Origin of the sequence: Alkalimonas sp. (assembly GCF_020831925.1) — a bacterium.
In the GTDB taxonomy this organism is placed as follows: domain Bacteria; phylum Pseudomonadota; class Gammaproteobacteria; order Enterobacterales; family Alteromonadaceae; genus Alkalimonas.
Genome location: NZ_JAFIFQ010000059.1, coordinates 1 through 16,211, shown reverse-complemented (window position 1 = coordinate 16,211; position 16,211 = coordinate 1). Strand labels below are relative to the sequence as shown.

The following is a 16,211-nucleotide window of genomic DNA, read 5'->3' as shown; positions in this document are numbered from 1 at the left end:
GCTTTTCTTCCACCTCACCGAAACGGGCGAAATCCACTTTTGGCCAGGCCAGCACATCCATGCCAGAGCCGGAGCTCACTTTGCCGGATTCCACCTGCTTCACCAGGTCTTTGACGTAATTTTGCACATCTTCGCGCAGCACCCGATTCTTGCGGCCGGTGCCTTTGACTTTGGCCAAATTCACACCAAACTCACGCGCTAGGCGCCGTACTACTGGTGAGGCATGGGCATAGGCGTCGTTTTCAACAAACTCATCCTTGCCGGCAGCTTTGTTTTCACTGGCGGCTGGCTTGTTATCGGCTTTGGCTGCTGATTCGGTTTTGGCATCTGCTTTACTGTCGGCTTTGCTCTCAGCCTTTTTCTCGCTTGGGGCCGGCTTGCTGGTTTTGCTGCTGCCAGCAGCCGCGACCTCAAACACCATAATCATACTGCCGGTTTTTACTTTATCGCCGGTAGCTACCTTAATGGCTTTGACGGTACCGGCAAATGGCGCCGGTACTTCCATCGAGGCTTTGTCGCCTTCAACAGTCAGCAGGGATTGCTCGGCCTCGACACTGTCGCCTACGCTGACCATGATCTCGGTCACTTCGACTTCATCGCCACCGATATCCGGTACTTCTACCTCTTTGTCTTCCGTGCCTGCTGCGTCTTCGCTACCTGCTGGCTCATCGGCTGCGGCTTCGTCCGCGCTATCCTTCGCATCAGTCTCAGCAGCAGCCTCGGCTTTGTCGCCATCTGCCGCTTCAAACAGCATAATTAAGCTGCCGGTTTTGACTTTATCGCCGGTGCTGACCTTAATGGCTTTGACCACGCCGCCTTCGCTGGCCGGTACTTCCATTGAGGCTTTGTCGCCCTCCACCGTGATTAAGGATTGCTCCGGCTCCACTGTATCGCCGACGCTGACCAGAATTTCGGTGATTTCCACCTCATCGGCGCCAATGTCCGGCACATGAATTTCAATGCTCATTTGTCGTCCTCTTATGCGTACAGTGGGTTGATTTTATCGCTGTCGATGTCGAATTTCTTGATGGCCTCGGCCACCACCGACTTCTTCAGCGTGCCTTTTTTCGCCAGTTCGTTCAGCGCAGCCACCACAATGTAGCCAGCGTTTACTTCAAAGTGACGACGCAGGTTTTCGCGGCTGTCGGAGCGACCAAAGCCATCGGTACCCAGCACCTTGTACGAATCGGCCGGCACAAAAGCCCGTACCTGCTCAGCGTAGCTCTTCATGTAATCAGTCGCGGCAATGGCCGGAGCGCTGTTCAGCACAGTGGTGATGTAAGGCACTTTTTCCTCAGCTTCCGGGTGGAGCATATTAAAGCGCTCGCAATCCTGACCGTCCCGTGCCAGCTCGTTGAACGAGGTCACAGAGTAGACATTGGAGCCAATGCTGTACTCTTCACTTAAGATTTGTGCTGCCTTGCGCACTTCATTCAGGATGGTACCGGAACCCAGCAGCTGTACCTGAGCTTTATCGCCGGTCAGGCTTTCCAGTTTGTACATACCACGACGAATGCCCTCTTCCACACCTTCTGGCATAGCACCGTGATGGTAGTTTTCGTTCATCACCGTGATGTAGTAGTAGACATTTTCCTGCGCAGGGCCGTACATGCGGCGAATACCGTCCTGAATAATCACCGCCAGCTCATAAGCGTAGGTTGGATCGTAGGAAATGCAGTTGGGTACGGTGCCAGCCAGCACATGGCTGTGGCCATCTTCATGCTGCAGGCCTTCACCATTTAACGTAGTACGACCGGCGGTGGCACCCAGCAGGAAACCACGCGCCTGCTGATCACCGGCCAGCCAGGCCATATCGCCCACCCGCTGGAAACCAAACATCGAGTAGTAGATGTAAAACGGGATCATCGGCAAATCGTTGGTGCTGTACGACGTCGCCGCCGCCACCCAGGACGACATAGCGCCCAGCTCGTTGATGCCTTCCTGCAATACCTGGCCCGACACATCTTCTTTGTAGTACGACACCACAGAGCGATCTTCCGGCGTATAGCCCTGACCGCGGGGGTTGTAAATACCAATCTGACGGAACAAGCCTTCCATACCAAAGGTACGGGCTTCATCGGCAATAATAGGTACAATCTGCTTACCGATGTGCTTGTCTTTTAACAGGATATTCAGCGCACGTACAAAGCCCATGGTGGTAGAGATATCACGTTTTTGCTCTTCCAGCAGCGGCTCGAACGCACTGAGCTCTGGCAAAGTCAGTTCGTCGCTAAAGCGTGGCAAACGCACCGGCGTATAACCATGCAACGCTTTGCGGCGCTCGTGCAGGTAGCTGTGCTCCGGCGTGCCTTCTTCCAGCGTGATGTACGGCAGCTCGTCGACCTGATCTTCGCTGATAAAATCTTCCAGCTTCAAACGCTTGCGAATTTGCTTCACATGCGTCATGTCCATTTTCTTCACCTGGTGAGCAATGTTCTTACCCTCGGCTGCTTCACCCATGCCGTAACCTTTGACGGTTTTTGCCAGAATCACGGTTGGCTTATCGCTGCACTCCTGCGCTGCTTTAAAGGCCGCATACAGCTTGGATGGCTCATGGCCACCGCGCTTTAAGGCAAAGATTTCTTCGTCGGTCATATCGGCGACCAGCGCAGCGGTTTCCGGGTAACGGCCAAAGAAATGCTTACGCACATAAGCACCATCTTTCGATTTGTAGGTCTGATAATCGCCATCGACGGTTTCGTTCATCAGCTCCAGCAGCTTGCCGGTGGTGTCTTTGGCCAGCAGCTTGTCCCAGCCACTGCCCCACACCACTTTGATCACGTTCCAGCCGGCACCGCGGAACAGACCTTCCAGCTCCTGGATGATTTTGCCATTGCCCATAACCGGGCCATCCAGCCGCTGCAAGTTGCAGTTAACCAGGAAGCACAGATTGCCAAGGCCTTCACGGGCAGCAAATGAAATGGCACCACGGGATTCCGGCTCGTCCATCTCGCCATCGCCTAAAAAGGCATAGACGCGTTGCTGGCTGGTATCTTTTAAACCACGGCCGTTTAAGTACTTTAAGAAACGGGCCTGGTAAATGGCGGCAATAGGACCAAGGCCCATCGACACGGTTGGGAACTGCCAGAATTCCGGCATCAGCTTCGGGTGCGGGTAGCTGGATAAACCTTTACCTCCCACTTCCTGGCGGAAGTTGTCCAGTTGCTCAGCCGTTAAGCGGCCCTCGACAAAAGCACGGGCATAAATACCGGGTGAAATATGGCCCTGGTAAAACACCAAATCGCCGCCATCTTTATCGTTCGGCGCACGGAAAAAGTGGTTGAAACAGGTTTCGTAGAACGCTGCAGACGACTGGAAAGACGCCATATGGCCGCCCAGCTCCAGGTCTTTTTTCGAAGCCCGCAGCACAATCATAATGGCATTCCAGCGGATCACCGAACGAATGCGCCGCTCCAGATTGACATCGCCCGGGTAGGCAGGCTCATCCTGAGGTGGAATGGTGTTGATGTAGTTGGTGGTAACGCCGGTCGGCATATCCACGCCTTCCAACCGGGCTTGCTCCAGCACCTGCTCCAGTAAGAACTGGGCACGTTCAACACCTTCTTCACGGACCACTGATTCCAGCGCTTGCAGCCACTCTTTGGTTTCGAGTGCGTCGATGTCCACTTGACTGACTTCAGACATATCGGGATTCCTTTGGTTGTTCACAGTTCAGCATTGCATGCTGTGTTAATGTGCATCGCCCTGTTGCGAACGGCGTAAAGAGCGCTCCAGCCGGGAGCGCTCTTTACCCACTTCAAGCAGAGCTTCTTCGATATAGGCCAGGTGCCGGTGGCTTGCCTGACGTGCTTTTTCCGGTTCGCCCTGAACAATGGCTTCCATCAGGTGTTCCCGATGGGCGTTCAGTTGCGCCTTGATTTCTGGTTTTTGCTGGATAGTCGCCAGGTTGGCATGAATATTCTGCTCCACCAAAGGGGTCATGCCACGCACCAGATGCAGCAACACCACATTGTGCGAGGCTTCTGCCACCGCCTGGTGAAAGGCCCCCACAGCCCGGGATTCAGCGGCTAAATCCGCATTGGCTTGCGCCTGACAAATGCTCTGATAGCGCTGCTCTATTTGAGCAAAATCGGCAGCCGTACCGCGCAGCGCAGCATAGTAAGCACAAATGCCTTCTAAGGCGTGGCGAAACTCCAGCAAATCAAACTGCGATTCCGGATGGCGGGCAATCAGTTCAAACAAAGGGTCGGTTAAGCCAACCGCCAGATTATCGCAGACATAGGTACCACCGCCCTGACGCCGTTTGACCAGCCCCTTGGCTTCTAATTTTTGGATCGCTTCGCGCAACGACGGCCGCGACACCTCAAACTGCAGCGCCAGCTCACGCTCTGGCGGCAGCTTCTGGCCAGGCGCGAAACTGCCTTCCAGCAGCATATGCTCCAACTGCTCAACAATGCGATCCGATAATTTGGCTGGTTTAATAATCAAAAGCGCCATCCGCCATCTAAGCTGTGCAAGCCGTGTAAATTGGTAAGACCAATTATCCGTAATGGTGGTTAAGGTATCAGTTTCTGCATAACAAGTAAATAAAGCAGAAGAAGTATGCAGATGCAAACCGGCAAAAAAGTTAGAGCTAAGGCTCTAACCAATGCAGCGTAAACAGGAACAGGAAAAATTGGTATGACCAGATCAACCTGACAGTAGATACAACAAAGCCGCTACAACAGAGCGGCTTTGTTCCGGCATTGACAATGATGTAATTTAACTTAACCAACCGGCCAGTGTCAGGATGGCAGTAAAGGCCAGGAAGAACAGAATATTGCGTTTGGCCAGCTGCACCATGGTGGCCGTTTCTTCGGCGGTATTGAGCATGGTTTCATCGATAGGCTCGGCAGCCGTGGCCACATCGATCACTACCTGCTCGTTCGGGCTGGTAAAGTCCAGAAAGTAACCCAACAGCGCACTGGAGGCACGCGAGAAATAACCGACCAGGGCAAAGCCAATGCCAAACAAACGTGCCGGGAACCAATCGGCAATATGCATCAGTCGCTGGTACGCCGGGGTGCCTTCGTGATCTTGTTGCAGCAAAGCCTCGAGCTGCAGCATTTGCGGATCTTCGCTGTGGCTCGGTTGGTTCAGCTGACGCAGAATCACATAGGTAATGATGCCAAAAGCGCCCAGCAGCAAAAACCAGAATAACACCGCGGCATAATAGCGGAAGTTCAGCCAAATAAGGCTCTGGCCGTAGCTGGCATCATCCAACTGCAGGCCGCTGTGCTGGCGAATTTGCTGCATCGCCAGAAAAGCCGCTTCATCGTCGTTACGGTCTTGCGCATTTAAAAACTGCTTATACAGCTGGCGGTAATGCCAGCAACCAATCGCCAGCAACAATAACAAGGCATTGACCAGAGTGGTCACCAGCCATTGGTCAATCAGGCAAAGCAACAACCAGACCAGAAGGCCTGGCAACAGGATCCAGCCATACTGGCCAATCGGATGCTGGGCTACCTGAGCCAGCTTGCTGTCTGCCGTTAGCGAAAACCAGCTTTTGACATAACGACTGCCCTGCCACAGTTCACTGCGGGCGGCCAGCCGCTCAATGATCAGGGCCAGTAACATACTCACTAAGGTCATAGGGTGCTCTCCTGTAATGCCGTCCGGTAACGCTGCCAGTCAAACGCCGGGCCGGGGTCCGTCTTGCGTGTTGGCGCTATGTGCTGATGCCCGACAATTCGCTCCGGCGTAATGGCCGGGTAGTGTTGCATCAACCAGAGTGTTAAGCGCGTTAAGCTCTGGTACTGAGCATCAGTATACGGCAAATCATCGGTGCCTTCTAACTCAATACCAATAGAAAAATCATTGCACTGCTCCCTGTCAGCAAAGCAACTGACGCCGGCATGCCAGGCGCGCCGGTCAAACGGCACGTACTGCCATATCTGGCCATCGCGCCAAATCACGCAGTGCGCCGAAACCCGTAAATGGGCAATCTCAGTAAAAAAGGGATGGGCAGATACATCTAACTGGCCAAGAAAAAAATCGTCGATGTGGCGTTTTCCCTCCCCGGCAGGAACAAACTGGCCTGGCGGTAAACTAATATTATGGATCACCAGCAAGCTGATGCGTTCACCATCGGGGCGCTGATCGCAATGCGATGACTGGCGTACAAGATCCACCGGGGCTTGCAGCATAATTTTCCTGTTGGCATAAGCTAGTTTGGCCGTATCATAGCACTGGTAGGCGATGGGCTCTATAAAAAGAGAAGCAGATGACAGAGAAGCAACCAACTGAATCGACAGAATATATCGGTAAAAGCTTTACCGTGATAGCCTGGCTGTTGCTGCTTGGCTTGCTGGTCTGGTGGTTTCAGGGCTATTTGCACAACCAGAACAATCCCAACCAACAACTGCACAGCATTCAGGGCGTGCAGGGCGAAATTCGCACCACCTTAATGCGTAACCGCACCGGCCATTATGTCGGCACTGCCTTGATCAACGGCCTGCCAGCCGACTTTATGCTGGATACCGGTGCCACTACAGTCGCTGTTTCGGAACAGGCCGCCAGACGACTGGGCCTGAGCAAGGGCCAGCGCATTCAGGTAATGACCGCCAATGGCGTGGCGGATGCTTGGCGCAGCCAGATTGACGAGTTGCAATTGGGTGATATTCGGCTGCGGCAGGTGGAAGCCAGCATCGTGCCCAATCTGAGTGGCACCGAGATTTTATTAGGCATGAGCGCACTGAACCAGTTAGAATTCAACCAACAAGCCAACCAACTGACCCTGATACAACGCTGATTCCTATGTCAATGACCATTACCGCTGAACTGCAGCACCATATTCGCGCTTCTGTTGCCGCCGCGCTGGCAGAAGATTTAGGCAATTTGCCGGTCGAACAAGGCGATATTACCGCCAGCCTGATCCCGGCTGAGCAGCAAGCCAGTGCCACCATCATCAGTCGGGAAGCCGCTATCATCTGCGGTGTGGCCTGGGTGAATGAGGTTTTCCAGCAACTGGACCCCAGTGTGCAACTGGACTGGCAAGTGCAGGACGGCGACAGTGTTGCCCCAAACCAGCTGCTCTGCCGTTTGCAGGGCAATGCCCGCAGTTTGTTGACCGGTGAGCGCAGCGCGCTGAATTTTTTGCAATGCTTAAGTGGCACCGCCACCACCACCGATCTGTATGTGCAGCAATTGGCGGGTAGCCACACCCAATTGCTCGATACCCGTAAAACCCTGCCGGGGCTTCGGCTGGCACAAAAATACGCTGTGCTGTGCGGCGGTGGCCAAAACCACCGCATTGGTCTGTTCGATGCGTTTCTCATCAAAGAGAACCACATCGCCGCCGCCGGTGGCATCGACAAAGCCGTGGCGCAGGCTCGCAGTAACTTTCCCGGCAAGCCGGTGGAAGTGGAAGTGGAAAACCTGACGGAGCTGCAACAAGCTCTGACGGCCGGTGCCGATATTATTATGCTGGATAACTTTAGCCTGGCCGATATCCAGCAAGCCGTTGCCATCAATCAACAGCAAGCCAAGCTGGAAGTGTCCGGTAATATCACCAGCGAACGGCTGCGCGATCTGGCCGCTACCGGTGTGGATTTTATTTCCTCCGGTGCTTTAACCAAGCATGTGCAAGCCATTGATTTATCCATGCGGTTGCAGATTAAGCAGTGACCGCTACAGCTAGCAGCCTGCAACAGCAGGCTGACTACCTCCAAAAAACTGACACGGAACTGTCGGCTTCTGTTACACTCAAACAGGCACTCTCAGCAACCTTGAACACAAGCCATGCAGCAATCAGACACGCCGCGCACCGGCCGGGTGGTGTTCTGGCAGGATGTGAAAGGCTTCGGATTTCTCATCTGCCAGCAAAGCCAGCAAAAGCTGTTTTTTCATATCCGTGATTTTGTCACCAAATCCGCTCGCCCCGAACTTGGCGATGAGCTGCAATTTACCCTAAGCACCGATAAACATGGCCGCCCCATCGCCACCCGGTTGCAATTTACCGATGCCGATAAACAGCAAGCCCAGCCCAGCAAAACCAGCCAGGCCATAAATCTGGACTATGCCGAAGATGTGTCGCTGTATTTTCGAAGTGGCTTTTTGATGCTACTGATTATCGCCCTATTGTTTGGTAGCCTGCCCTATGTGCTGCCCATTTTGTACATCGAAGCCAGCCTCTTTACCTACTGGCTGTATCAGCAAGACAAGGCGGCAGCGGTGAGCGGCCAGGTGCAGCGCCTGCCGGAAGAAAGCCTGCAACTATACAGCTTTATCGGTGGCTGGCCCGGCGCCCTGCTTGCACAAAAGAAGCTGGCGCATAAGCGGAGTAAATTCCGTTTTCAGCGTGAGTTTTGGTTGGTGGTGCTGGGTAACGCCTTGCTAATCGCCTGGCTGCTGAGTAAGCACGGCCAGGAATTTATCGGTCGGTTAGCCTTGTTTGGCAGCTAAACACCAACCCTACCCCTTCAGAAACAAGTCACGTATACTCAATCTATTGAAAACCTTGACCTGAGAAAGCCATGCCATCCCGTATCGATGACACTGTGCAACAACAATTGGTGGCTCTGGCCAATGCAAACCATCAGCTGGATGCACTTTGGCTGTACGGTTCCCGCGCCAGGGGCCAAGCCTCTGCACAGAGCGATTTCGACTTGGCCGTGCTTTTTTCTCACTACGAGCCGGATCCTCTGGAGCGACGACTGGCTCCGGAGCTGCTAGCGCTGGATTGGCAACAACAACTGCCTGATATAAAGCTGTCGGTGATTGATATGCAACAGGTGGCACTACCACTGGCTTATACCGTCATCCAGGACAACACCTTGCTGTTTTGCCGTAACGACTTCGCCCGGCTCGAACTGGAGCGCCGGCTGATGTCCAAATGGGAGCTGGATCATCTTTACCATAAGGCCCACTATGCTTGATGCGTATTTAGACAACTTGGTTGAACACAGCCTCGAATGCCTGCAGTTACTGAATGAAATTTCGCTGCTGGCAAGTAAGGGCACTCTCACCAAAATCGAGCAAAGCGCTGCCGAGCGCCAATTGCAGGTGCTTACCGAAGCCGCTATTGGCATTGCCAAGCATTGGGTGAAACAGCAGCAAGGCAGTGCACCGGCCGATGCTTACAGCAGCTTTGAAAAACTCAGTCAGCTTGGTTTGCTAACAGCAGAAGAGCTGGGTCAATGGCGAAAAATCATTGGTCTGCGTAATGCCTTAGTGCATGATTACCTGAACTTTAGCCGTGAGGTGTTGCAACAGGTGTTAACGCAGCGCCATTACCTGCAGGTGTTTGATTTTATCCAGCAGGCGGTGCTGGCTCTTCGCTCAGAACCTTAATAGAAATGTGAATCTGGCCCTGATTCTCGGCTGGCATTGTTTGGTTCTTAAGCGGCTACTTTAGCTTGTCGTAATCCGCAGGCTCTGTGTCAGCTACCTTGTGCATACTGGCAAGAAAAGCTTGTTCATTGCCTTGCTGCTGGCGGGCTTGCAGATACTCTTCCGTCAATAAGGCGGTCATTTTTTCTGCCACGGCAGAGGACACAAACTGATTGATCGAAACACCATCTTTTTTTGCCAGAGCCTTAACCTGTTGGTGCAAGGAGTCTGGTAATCGTAAACTAAGCGTACTCATTTTAGCCTCCGTTTTCGCTCTAACAATTGTTGCGGCGTGATTGGCTTTATGCCAAAAGTTGCGCTTCGCTTAAAATCACGCACATTAAAAGTCACGATGAATTGGCTTTGCGACTGCACTGCAAGCTCTAACACCATATCGTCTTGCGGATCTTTCAGACAAGGCCGCCACAAATAATAAATTTGACACAGTTGAGCTTTTGTCAGTAAATAATTCAAAACATTATCGATGTCTGCTGGTACCAAATTTGGTATCAGGCCGGGACGTTTTAACACGGCCTCATACTCAAGAAAAAGCGGCACAGATACAGCTGGTTTGAACCAGTCACTGGTTAATTCCAGCAATAACTGATGCGATGCGCCATGTTGAGAACGAAGCGCAGCAACCAGCACATTGGTATCTATGACAACTTTATCCATATTTAGTATTATAAGTGATACCAAAAAATCCACAAGTTGCCTGACTTTTAGCGCGAGTTCTGACTGCTGGCGCTGCCGGGCGCCAATTGCAGGTGCTGTCCGAAGCAGCTATTGGCATTGTCAAGCATTGGATGAAGCAACAGCATGGCAGCACTCCGGCGGATACCTAAAGCAGCTTCGAAAAACTCAGTCAGCTTGGTTTGCTAACAGCAGAAGAGCTAGGTCAGTGGCGAAAAATCATTGGTCTGCGTAATGCCTTTTGATCGTTAAACCAACCAGCCCTGACCATCCTGCGCTCCAAGAATTACCATAATTTCTATGTAGGTGCCTTGGATACGGTAATAAATATGGTCAGCGCCACAAGTGCATCTGTGATAACCAGGACGAATATGATCTACTGATTGATACAAAAACGGATTCTCAGCGATGCTATCAAACATGGTAAAAAACGCGTAAAAATAACTATCGGCCTGCTGCTGACCAAAGTGCTCTACTCCATAGTCATAAATACGTCGTAAATCTTCTTTTGCCAGTTGAGACATCCGCACTTCATGCATTCTTAGCTAAGCCCTGCTTAAACTCCCGCAATATCTCATCTGCGCTTTGGTGGGTAAAACCACTTTGCTCGGCCTGAGCCAGCCTGTTATTAATGGCTGCAGCACGGCGGGCATTGCGGATAAGCTCATTAATCAACTCGCTTTTGCTGCTGTACTCAGCGCCTTCTTTTATTTGCTGTTGCAACCATTCATCGTTTGGCTGACTTAACGTAATACTCTGACGGGCCATCAGGTTCACCTCTTCACTTGGTGCATAATTGCATCTAAAGTACACCAAAGGTAACCGCAGGTAAATACCGCTACAGGCCGGGCCACGTACAAAGCAGCTCTCGATGGTCTCATGGATGGTTTATGGATAGCGCGGCCACCGGCATTAATTTTATTTTATCCAACGCTCTCACCAACCATGTGCAGGTATACGACTAGCTGAACTTTAGCCGTGAGGTTTTGCAACGGGCACTACCCCAGCGCTACTAGCTGCAGGTGTTTGATTTTATCCAGCTGGCGTTGTTTGGCTCATAAAGCGTCAGTTTTTCTTTGGCTTTAATAAGGTGATCTGTTGATATAAATTGGGCAAATCATGTTCGATGGTTTTCCAGACTATTTCAAAGTCAATTTTGAAATAACCATGCGCTAGCGCATTTCTCATTTGGTAGGCATAAGCCAGCGGGAGATCGGGATGTGCCTGGGTAAATTCAGGAAAATGCTTTTCAATATTTCGGCTGGCTTTCAAGATTACGAATCACCGCATCCTGAACAAGTTCACTGTCAAGGAAGCTTAGTTCATCCATATCCTCGGTGTAGCTTTCAATTCGCTCAATGGCTTCAGTGATATGACCAAGATAACCGTCAAGTCTGCTCTATTTGCCACTCATACAGGGATTGCTTCCGAGAGCACTTCAGCACGAAAGGCTTCAGGTAAAGCGGCAGGGGTTACCACATCCACTGGAACTTGCAACAACTGAAGCAACTCATGCCGAATAGCCCCAATGTCGAATAAGGTGGTGTCGGCTGTTGGGTCAACCAGAATGTCCAGATCGCTCAAGTCGGTATCATCACCACGCACCACAGAACCAAAAACCCGTGCATTTTTAGTGTTATGAGCAGTAATAATGGCGCGAATCTCAGCTCTATGCGTCTCCAATGCTATGGATGGTCTCATTATCACCTCACTGTATTCATTCAGTGCATCAAGCAATCACTTATTGCAGTGTGCATACCGGCAAATTCCAGTACCAGTTAAGCAGTAGCTTTTACAAGTATACCATGATTCTTTTGGTACTTGAGTAGCCGCTTCAGTTTGTCATCATCCGCACGCTGCGCAGGCGTTACTTGCAACACCCTGAGAAAAAAGTGAATCGGCCCCGATTCTCATGCAAGCAGTTAGCAGCAACGAAAATAACCCTTTCGGGCAAGTATTCCCAACAAGCAGGCCCGACAACTAATACTTTAATACTAATTTTTATGGGCTCATTTTAGTAACAAAAAACCAGTATTTTCCTTTTATATCAATCCTCTAAAAAAAAATCCAAAAAATTCAGTATTTCAACTTGCGCAATTGGTAATTTAACCCAGAATAAGAGGTAGCCTTGCAATGGCTGTTAACAACTCAGGAGTTTTACTATGAAGTCTATGCAAAAAACCCAACAGGGTTTCACTTTAATTGAATTGATGATTGTTGTGGCAATCATTGGTATTCTGGCTGCTGTTGCGTTGCCTGCTTATCGTGATTACACCCAGCGTAGTGCCAATGGTGCTTGCCTGGCTGAGGCTCGTTCTTACATGTCAAGTGCTGTTTCAGATATGGCAGATGATAGAGATCCACCAACTTATGAACCAAATGCATGTGATGTGAGCCCTCAGGTTGCAGCAATGGATAAAGGCGCCTATGCATTAAACACCGCTGTCACTTTTGTTTCTAAACAACGTGGTACTGCGGGCATTAAAGAAGATGTGACCTGCTTTGCTGGTACAGGTGCTTGTGAGCTTGCTGGCGCCGCTGCTACACCTCCTGCCACAGGTGGTTAATCTCTACTAACTTTACTAAAAGGCGCCTTGATGGCGCCTTTTATTTGTTACTGTGGAATACAATGAAAGCTGCTGCTGCCTTACTCGCAAATTTCTGCCTGCTACTGCTACTGATGAGTTGGTGCAATCTGGTTGATACGATTGGGCACCTGCTTAGCAGTCGCTTGCTGATCCTAGGGACCATTCTGCCATCCTTGCTGGTAATGGTACGCAAGCAACTTACAGTAAAACCAGTGATCAGCACACCCAGTCAGCAAATCATAAAAGCCAAAACAGTCTGTGTTGGCTGTTTTCTAATCCTGCTACTGCTTTATAGCCATCTGATGGCGCAATTGGGTATCGCCCCATTCTCCAGCTTTGTCTTTGAATATCTGTTGCTACTCCCATTGCTCTTACTCCTATTACCGAAATACCTGTTGTTTGTCAGTAAGCGACAAGCAGAACCAGAGGATGAATATGCCCGCTTAGGTCTCTGTTTGTTGCGACTAAAGCATTTTTTTCTGGCTGAGCACAAAGCCTTACTACTAAAAAGCCTGGTCAAATTGCTATTTATTCCCATTATGGTTGGTGGCTTGTTTGATATAGCTGAACACCTTGTTTTGTTCAATTGGTCTTTGCACCCAATGGCTTTGGTGAAAGGCCTGTTTTTCTTTGGCCTGGCATTTGATTTAATTATCGCCAGCATTGGCTATGTGTTTGCCAGTAAACTGCTTGATAACGATGTAAAAAGCACCGACGCCACGCTTTCTGGCTGGCTGGTCTGCATGATTTGTTATCCACCTTTGCTGATTGTCTATCAATGGTTTGCCAAGCAAACCGATGATTTTCTGTGGCATGATTGGCTTCACATGGACCATCCGCTTTACTGGTTCTGGGCTTTTATCATTACTCTTAGTTGGCTGACCTATTGGTTATCAACCGCCAGTTTTGGCTGGTACTTTTCCAACCTGACCTGGCGTAAGCTTATCGACCTTGGCCCCTACAAATACACCAAACACCCGGCCTATGTAGCCAAAAATATCTACTGGTGGCTGCATACAGTGCCCTTTTATGGCGTCAACAACCACTACGAGCTGTTACGCAATCTGGCAGGTTTGACCTTTGTAAGTAGCATTTACTACCTAAGAGCAAAAACAGAAGAGCGTCACCTGATGCAATTTCCCGAGTATCAGGCCTATGCCAAACATATTGCTACACAGGGTCTACTGGCTCGCATACGAAAACTACTTTTACCTCATAAAGTATCGCAATCATGAGACCGTACTTTTTACTAGGAGTCCTTTTGTTGGTAATGGTGTTTGGCATGGTGAAACATGCCGACACTATCCGCTACCAGTTTGCCATGCAGCTTCCTAATGCGCATCACTGCAGTCATGAAGTATCGCCAGAACTCCAAAGTTTATTGCAACAATTGCATCAGTTAGGGTTACCTGGTGGGCAGGTATCCATTCTGCCAGCTAATGGCCCTGCACAACATTGTGCCTTTGGTTGGCATTTTCAGGGACTATGGCCTAAGCAGGTACGGCTGGAGCACGCATTTCGTTACGCCAGTTTATCCAAAGTACTAACCGCTTTGACCACCTTCTCGTTGCTTGAACAAGACAACATTTCACTTACTAGCCCCTTACTAGATTTACTGGCATCACCCGGCCCTTTCCTGGATGAGCGACTATCGCTTATCACAATACAAGATTTGCTATCCCATCGAGCTGGTTTTGATCGGGCCCTATCAGGGGACCCAATGATGCAAGCAGAGCCATGGTGCCCCACAGAAATGAGCACTCTGCAGAGCACTATGCTGGATTTTTCTCCCGGCGACAGAATGGCCTATTCGAACTTAGGGTATTGTTTACTGGGCCAGGGTATAGCAAACCAAGCACAGCAACCGCTTAAAACCTTGATTCAGGAAACCCTGCAATTAGCACAATTCCCAAGCATTCAGCCCGTCGAAGTAGGTCGACTCCATTCACGGGAAGTAGGGTATTTTTATAACCCGCCGGACAATAAGGCCGCCTTATTGCAGTTGAACCCTGAGGCTATGCTTGCGTCCGGGGGCTGGATGGGTACAGCAACCGATCTGAGTCAACTGATACAGCAACACTTACCACTCTGGTATACAACAGAGCTGTCAATTTCCAATGACGAGTATCTGAAAAATTGTGACGTGACTGAATGGCGACAATGCCATGGTTTGGTTTTTTATCAGCAGAGAGTAAGCGATAAAAGCATCCACTACTGGCGTGATGGCAGCTTGCCAGGTGTGACTGCACTAACCATGCTCACAGCGGAAGGAGATGTGCTGGTGTTGCTGGCAAACTATCGCCCCTATCATTGGTTGCCTTTCAATGACCAACTTGGGCTATTCGTGAGTGAGTTTCTTCGTCAGGGGAATGGCTGAATAAGTAGATACCAGCCGAAGCCAATAAGCTGGCTGCAAGTAACTCCACAGACTCTTCAATAACATAGTCCATCCACCAGAATCCAAGGGGATCCTGATAATGAATAATGTCACTACCTTGCCAGGGTAGAGAATAAGCAGCAGCTAAGTGTTCAAAAAGCCAAGTACCTACCTTTGCATACCAATCGCCAATATTTCTGGATGCTGACGCAAAAGTGGCAATCCCATAAAACAGATAACCTCCGGTGAAAAAGGTCATTTGCCATTTGCTTAATAGACGTTGTCGCCAAATTATTAGATATGCGACCGCCATCACAGCGGCCATAGCTACATAGATAGCCAGCTCAATAACTGTTCTGGATAGTGAACGACGCCACTCCATCGATGTTACGTCATAACCTAAAACGTACTCACCAAGCCAGGCTGAAGTAACATGCCGGACATTAAAGCAGTCTTCGGCATACATCCAAAGCAAACCAGAAATATCGGGGTCAGAACCTGAGGGATCCCCACAAATTTCTCTTTTTCATACAATGGTATAGCATGTCGTCTCAAGCAAGTGTTTACAGTGATGTAATGCCTCGCGCCATTGCTTTATTGTCAGCTTCATGCGTTTTGCGATAGCACGTAATCCCAGTGTATGAAACGATAAAACACGTTTTCCCCGCTCGGTATTAGCCTGAAACTGCCAATGCTTCTTGGCTACGGTTATCCCAACACCGAGCAATATAAGTGCTAAACAGGCTAAGTTGATCAACAGCAACAAAACACTAATGCGATGACGTTTGGTACTGCAGCTTTGCTCAAATCCCAGACCAAACTTGGCACTTTTCATATCTCTGAAGCTTTCTTCTATCTGCATGCGTTGCCGATAAATCGCCACTACCTGCCTGCTGTGGTTTCTTGATGCCGGTATATTTGATGCCAGCAGCCAAGGCTCGGTATTTCCTCTTGAATGCGTTTTGGTTGCTTTTGAGCGCTTGAAGCTGCCATCCGCATTGTGCACATGGCGTCCTTTGCTTTTTTGTTTATACAGAGTCAATGTGCAAGTAAAGGGGTTATACCTTGCAATGTCTGCTTCATATTTCTTAGGGCGCTGAGTTGCTCTAACAAACAGCTGACTAATACACTGCCAGTGCGCACCACGGTCTGTTGAATAGAAGTTTGGCTTACGCACCCGGCCAACAAAATACCACCCCAGAGCCTTAACCTGACGGAAC

The 16,211-nt window shown here is 50.2% G+C and carries 22 protein-coding genes; 8 read left to right on the top strand and 14 right to left on the bottom strand.

The genetic code is table 11. From position 1 onward, the window contains the following. The 5 genes from JJU14_RS14305 to ampD form a co-directional block, all read right to left on the bottom strand. Nucleotides 1–967, bottom strand: a 967-nt coding sequence (locus JJU14_RS14305) for a biotin/lipoyl-containing protein (RefSeq protein WP_228614365.1), incomplete at its 3' end; no start/stop codon positions are given. A gap of 11 nt (nt 968–978) precedes the next feature. Beyond that, complete coding sequence (gene aceE / locus JJU14_RS14300; RefSeq protein WP_228614364.1) at nt 979–3,645, bottom strand: pyruvate dehydrogenase (acetyl-transferring), homodimeric type; 2,667 nt, start codon at nt 3,643–3,645, stop codon at nt 979–981. A gap of 45 nt (nt 3,646–3,690) precedes the next feature. Beyond that, complete coding sequence (pdhR, locus tag JJU14_RS14295) at nt 3,691–4,458, bottom strand: pyruvate dehydrogenase complex transcriptional repressor PdhR (protein WP_228614363.1); 768 nt, start codon at nt 4,456–4,458, stop codon at nt 3,691–3,693. 264 nt (nt 4,459–4,722) lie between these two features. Continuing rightward, entirely contained in the window at nt 4,723–5,595 is an 873-nt protein-coding gene (gene ampE / locus JJU14_RS14290) for a regulatory signaling modulator protein AmpE (protein ID WP_228614362.1), read from the bottom strand. Beyond that, on the bottom strand, nt 5,592–6,149 hold the full coding sequence (gene ampD / locus JJU14_RS14285) for a 1,6-anhydro-N-acetylmuramyl-L-alanine amidase AmpD (protein WP_228614361.1): 558 nt from the start codon (nt 6,147–6,149) through the stop codon (nt 5,592–5,594). Before ampD ends, ampE begins: the two co-directional genes overlap by 4 nt. 77 nt (nt 6,150–6,226) lie before the next feature. On the opposite strand from ampD, the gene JJU14_RS14280 reads away from it, so the two are divergent. The 5 genes from JJU14_RS14280 (at nt 6,227) to JJU14_RS14260 (ending at nt 9,294) form a co-directional block, all read left to right on the top strand. Then, complete coding sequence (locus JJU14_RS14280) at nt 6,227–6,754, top strand: TIGR02281 family clan AA aspartic protease (protein WP_228614360.1); 528 nt, start codon at nt 6,227–6,229, stop codon at nt 6,752–6,754. Between the two features lie 11 nt (nt 6,755–6,765). Then, nucleotides 6,766–7,629, top strand: coding sequence for a carboxylating nicotinate-nucleotide diphosphorylase (gene nadC, locus JJU14_RS14275; RefSeq protein WP_228614367.1), 864 nt, complete (start codon nt 6,766–6,768; stop codon nt 7,627–7,629). A gap of 114 nt (nt 7,630–7,743) precedes the next feature. After that, nucleotides 7,744–8,406 (top strand): cold shock and DUF1294 domain-containing protein, encoded by a 663-nt coding sequence (locus JJU14_RS14270; protein ID WP_228614359.1) that lies wholly within the window; start codon nt 7,744–7,746, stop codon nt 8,404–8,406. Nucleotides 8,407–8,477: 71 nt separating this feature from the next. Then, nucleotides 8,478–8,879, top strand: coding sequence for a nucleotidyltransferase domain-containing protein (locus JJU14_RS14265; RefSeq protein ID WP_228614358.1), 402 nt, complete (start codon nt 8,478–8,480; stop codon nt 8,877–8,879). Further along, complete coding sequence (locus JJU14_RS14260; RefSeq protein ID WP_228614357.1) at nt 8,872–9,294, top strand: DUF86 domain-containing protein; 423 nt, start codon at nt 8,872–8,874, stop codon at nt 9,292–9,294. The genes JJU14_RS14265 and JJU14_RS14260 overlap by 8 nt, the downstream gene beginning before the upstream one ends. Before the next feature lie 55 nt (nt 9,295–9,349). Here JJU14_RS14260 and JJU14_RS14255 read toward each other — a convergent pair whose 3' ends face one another. The 7 genes from JJU14_RS14255 to JJU14_RS14230 form a co-directional block, all read right to left on the bottom strand. Beyond that, on the bottom strand, nt 9,350–9,589 hold the full coding sequence (locus tag JJU14_RS14255) for a YlcI/YnfO family protein (RefSeq protein ID WP_228614356.1): 240 nt from the start codon (nt 9,587–9,589) through the stop codon (nt 9,350–9,352). Then, nucleotides 9,586–10,041, bottom strand: a complete 456-nt coding sequence (locus JJU14_RS14250; protein WP_228614355.1) for a putative toxin-antitoxin system toxin component, PIN family — start codon at nt 10,039–10,041, stop codon at nt 9,586–9,588. Before JJU14_RS14250 ends, JJU14_RS14255 begins: the two co-directional genes overlap by 4 nt. A gap of 233 nt (nt 10,042–10,274) precedes the next feature. Beyond that, on the bottom strand, nt 10,275–10,565 hold the full coding sequence (locus JJU14_RS14245; RefSeq protein WP_228614354.1) for a type II toxin-antitoxin system RelE/ParE family toxin: 291 nt from the start codon (nt 10,563–10,565) through the stop codon (nt 10,275–10,277). After that, nucleotides 10,558–10,794 carry a CopG family transcriptional regulator gene (locus tag JJU14_RS14240; RefSeq protein ID WP_228614353.1) on the bottom strand — a complete coding sequence of 79 codons (237 nt, stop codon included), beginning with the start codon at nt 10,792–10,794 and terminating at the stop codon, nt 10,558–10,560. Before JJU14_RS14240 ends, JJU14_RS14245 begins: the two co-directional genes overlap by 8 nt. A gap of 297 nt (nt 10,795–11,091) precedes the next feature. After that, nucleotides 11,092–11,298, bottom strand: a complete 207-nt coding sequence (locus JJU14_RS16730; RefSeq protein ID WP_366914907.1) for a HepT-like ribonuclease domain-containing protein — start codon at nt 11,296–11,298, stop codon at nt 11,092–11,094. Then, nucleotides 11,276–11,356 (bottom strand): hypothetical protein, encoded by an 81-nt coding sequence (locus JJU14_RS16725; protein WP_366914908.1) that lies wholly within the window; start codon nt 11,354–11,356, stop codon nt 11,276–11,278. Before JJU14_RS16725 ends, JJU14_RS16730 begins: the two co-directional genes overlap by 23 nt. Nucleotides 11,357–11,436: 80 nt before the next feature. Further along, a complete protein-coding gene (locus JJU14_RS14230) occupies nt 11,437–11,727 on the bottom strand; it encodes a nucleotidyltransferase family protein (protein WP_228614352.1) in 291 nt (96 codons plus the stop codon). 470 nt (nt 11,728–12,197) lie between these two features. On the opposite strand from JJU14_RS14230, the gene JJU14_RS16670 reads away from it, so the two are divergent. From JJU14_RS16670 to JJU14_RS14215, 3 genes are all read left to right on the top strand, one after another. Next, complete coding sequence (locus JJU14_RS16670; RefSeq protein WP_300976251.1) at nt 12,198–12,593, top strand: prepilin-type N-terminal cleavage/methylation domain-containing protein; 396 nt, start codon at nt 12,198–12,200, stop codon at nt 12,591–12,593. Between the two features lie 62 nt (nt 12,594–12,655). Continuing rightward, a complete protein-coding gene (locus JJU14_RS14220; RefSeq protein ID WP_228614351.1) occupies nt 12,656–13,849 on the top strand; it encodes a hypothetical protein in 1,194 nt (397 codons plus the stop codon). Between the two features lie 35 nt (nt 13,850–13,884). After that, on the top strand, nt 13,885–14,991 hold the full coding sequence (locus tag JJU14_RS14215; protein ID WP_228614366.1) for a serine hydrolase domain-containing protein: 1,107 nt from the start codon (nt 13,885–13,887) through the stop codon (nt 14,989–14,991). On the opposite strand, the gene JJU14_RS14210 is transcribed toward JJU14_RS14215, so the two are convergent. Both JJU14_RS14210 and JJU14_RS14205 read right to left on the bottom strand, forming a co-directional pair. Then, nucleotides 14,936–15,457: a hypothetical protein gene (locus JJU14_RS14210; protein ID WP_228614350.1), complete on the bottom strand. Its 522-nt coding sequence runs from the start codon at nt 15,455–15,457 to the stop codon at nt 14,936–14,938. The genes JJU14_RS14215 and JJU14_RS14210 overlap by 56 nt on opposite strands. 60 nt (nt 15,458–15,517) lie before the next feature. After that, nucleotides 15,518–16,211 (bottom strand): IS4 family transposase (locus tag JJU14_RS14205; protein WP_228614349.1); only part of this gene is annotated, 694 nt, incomplete at its 5' end.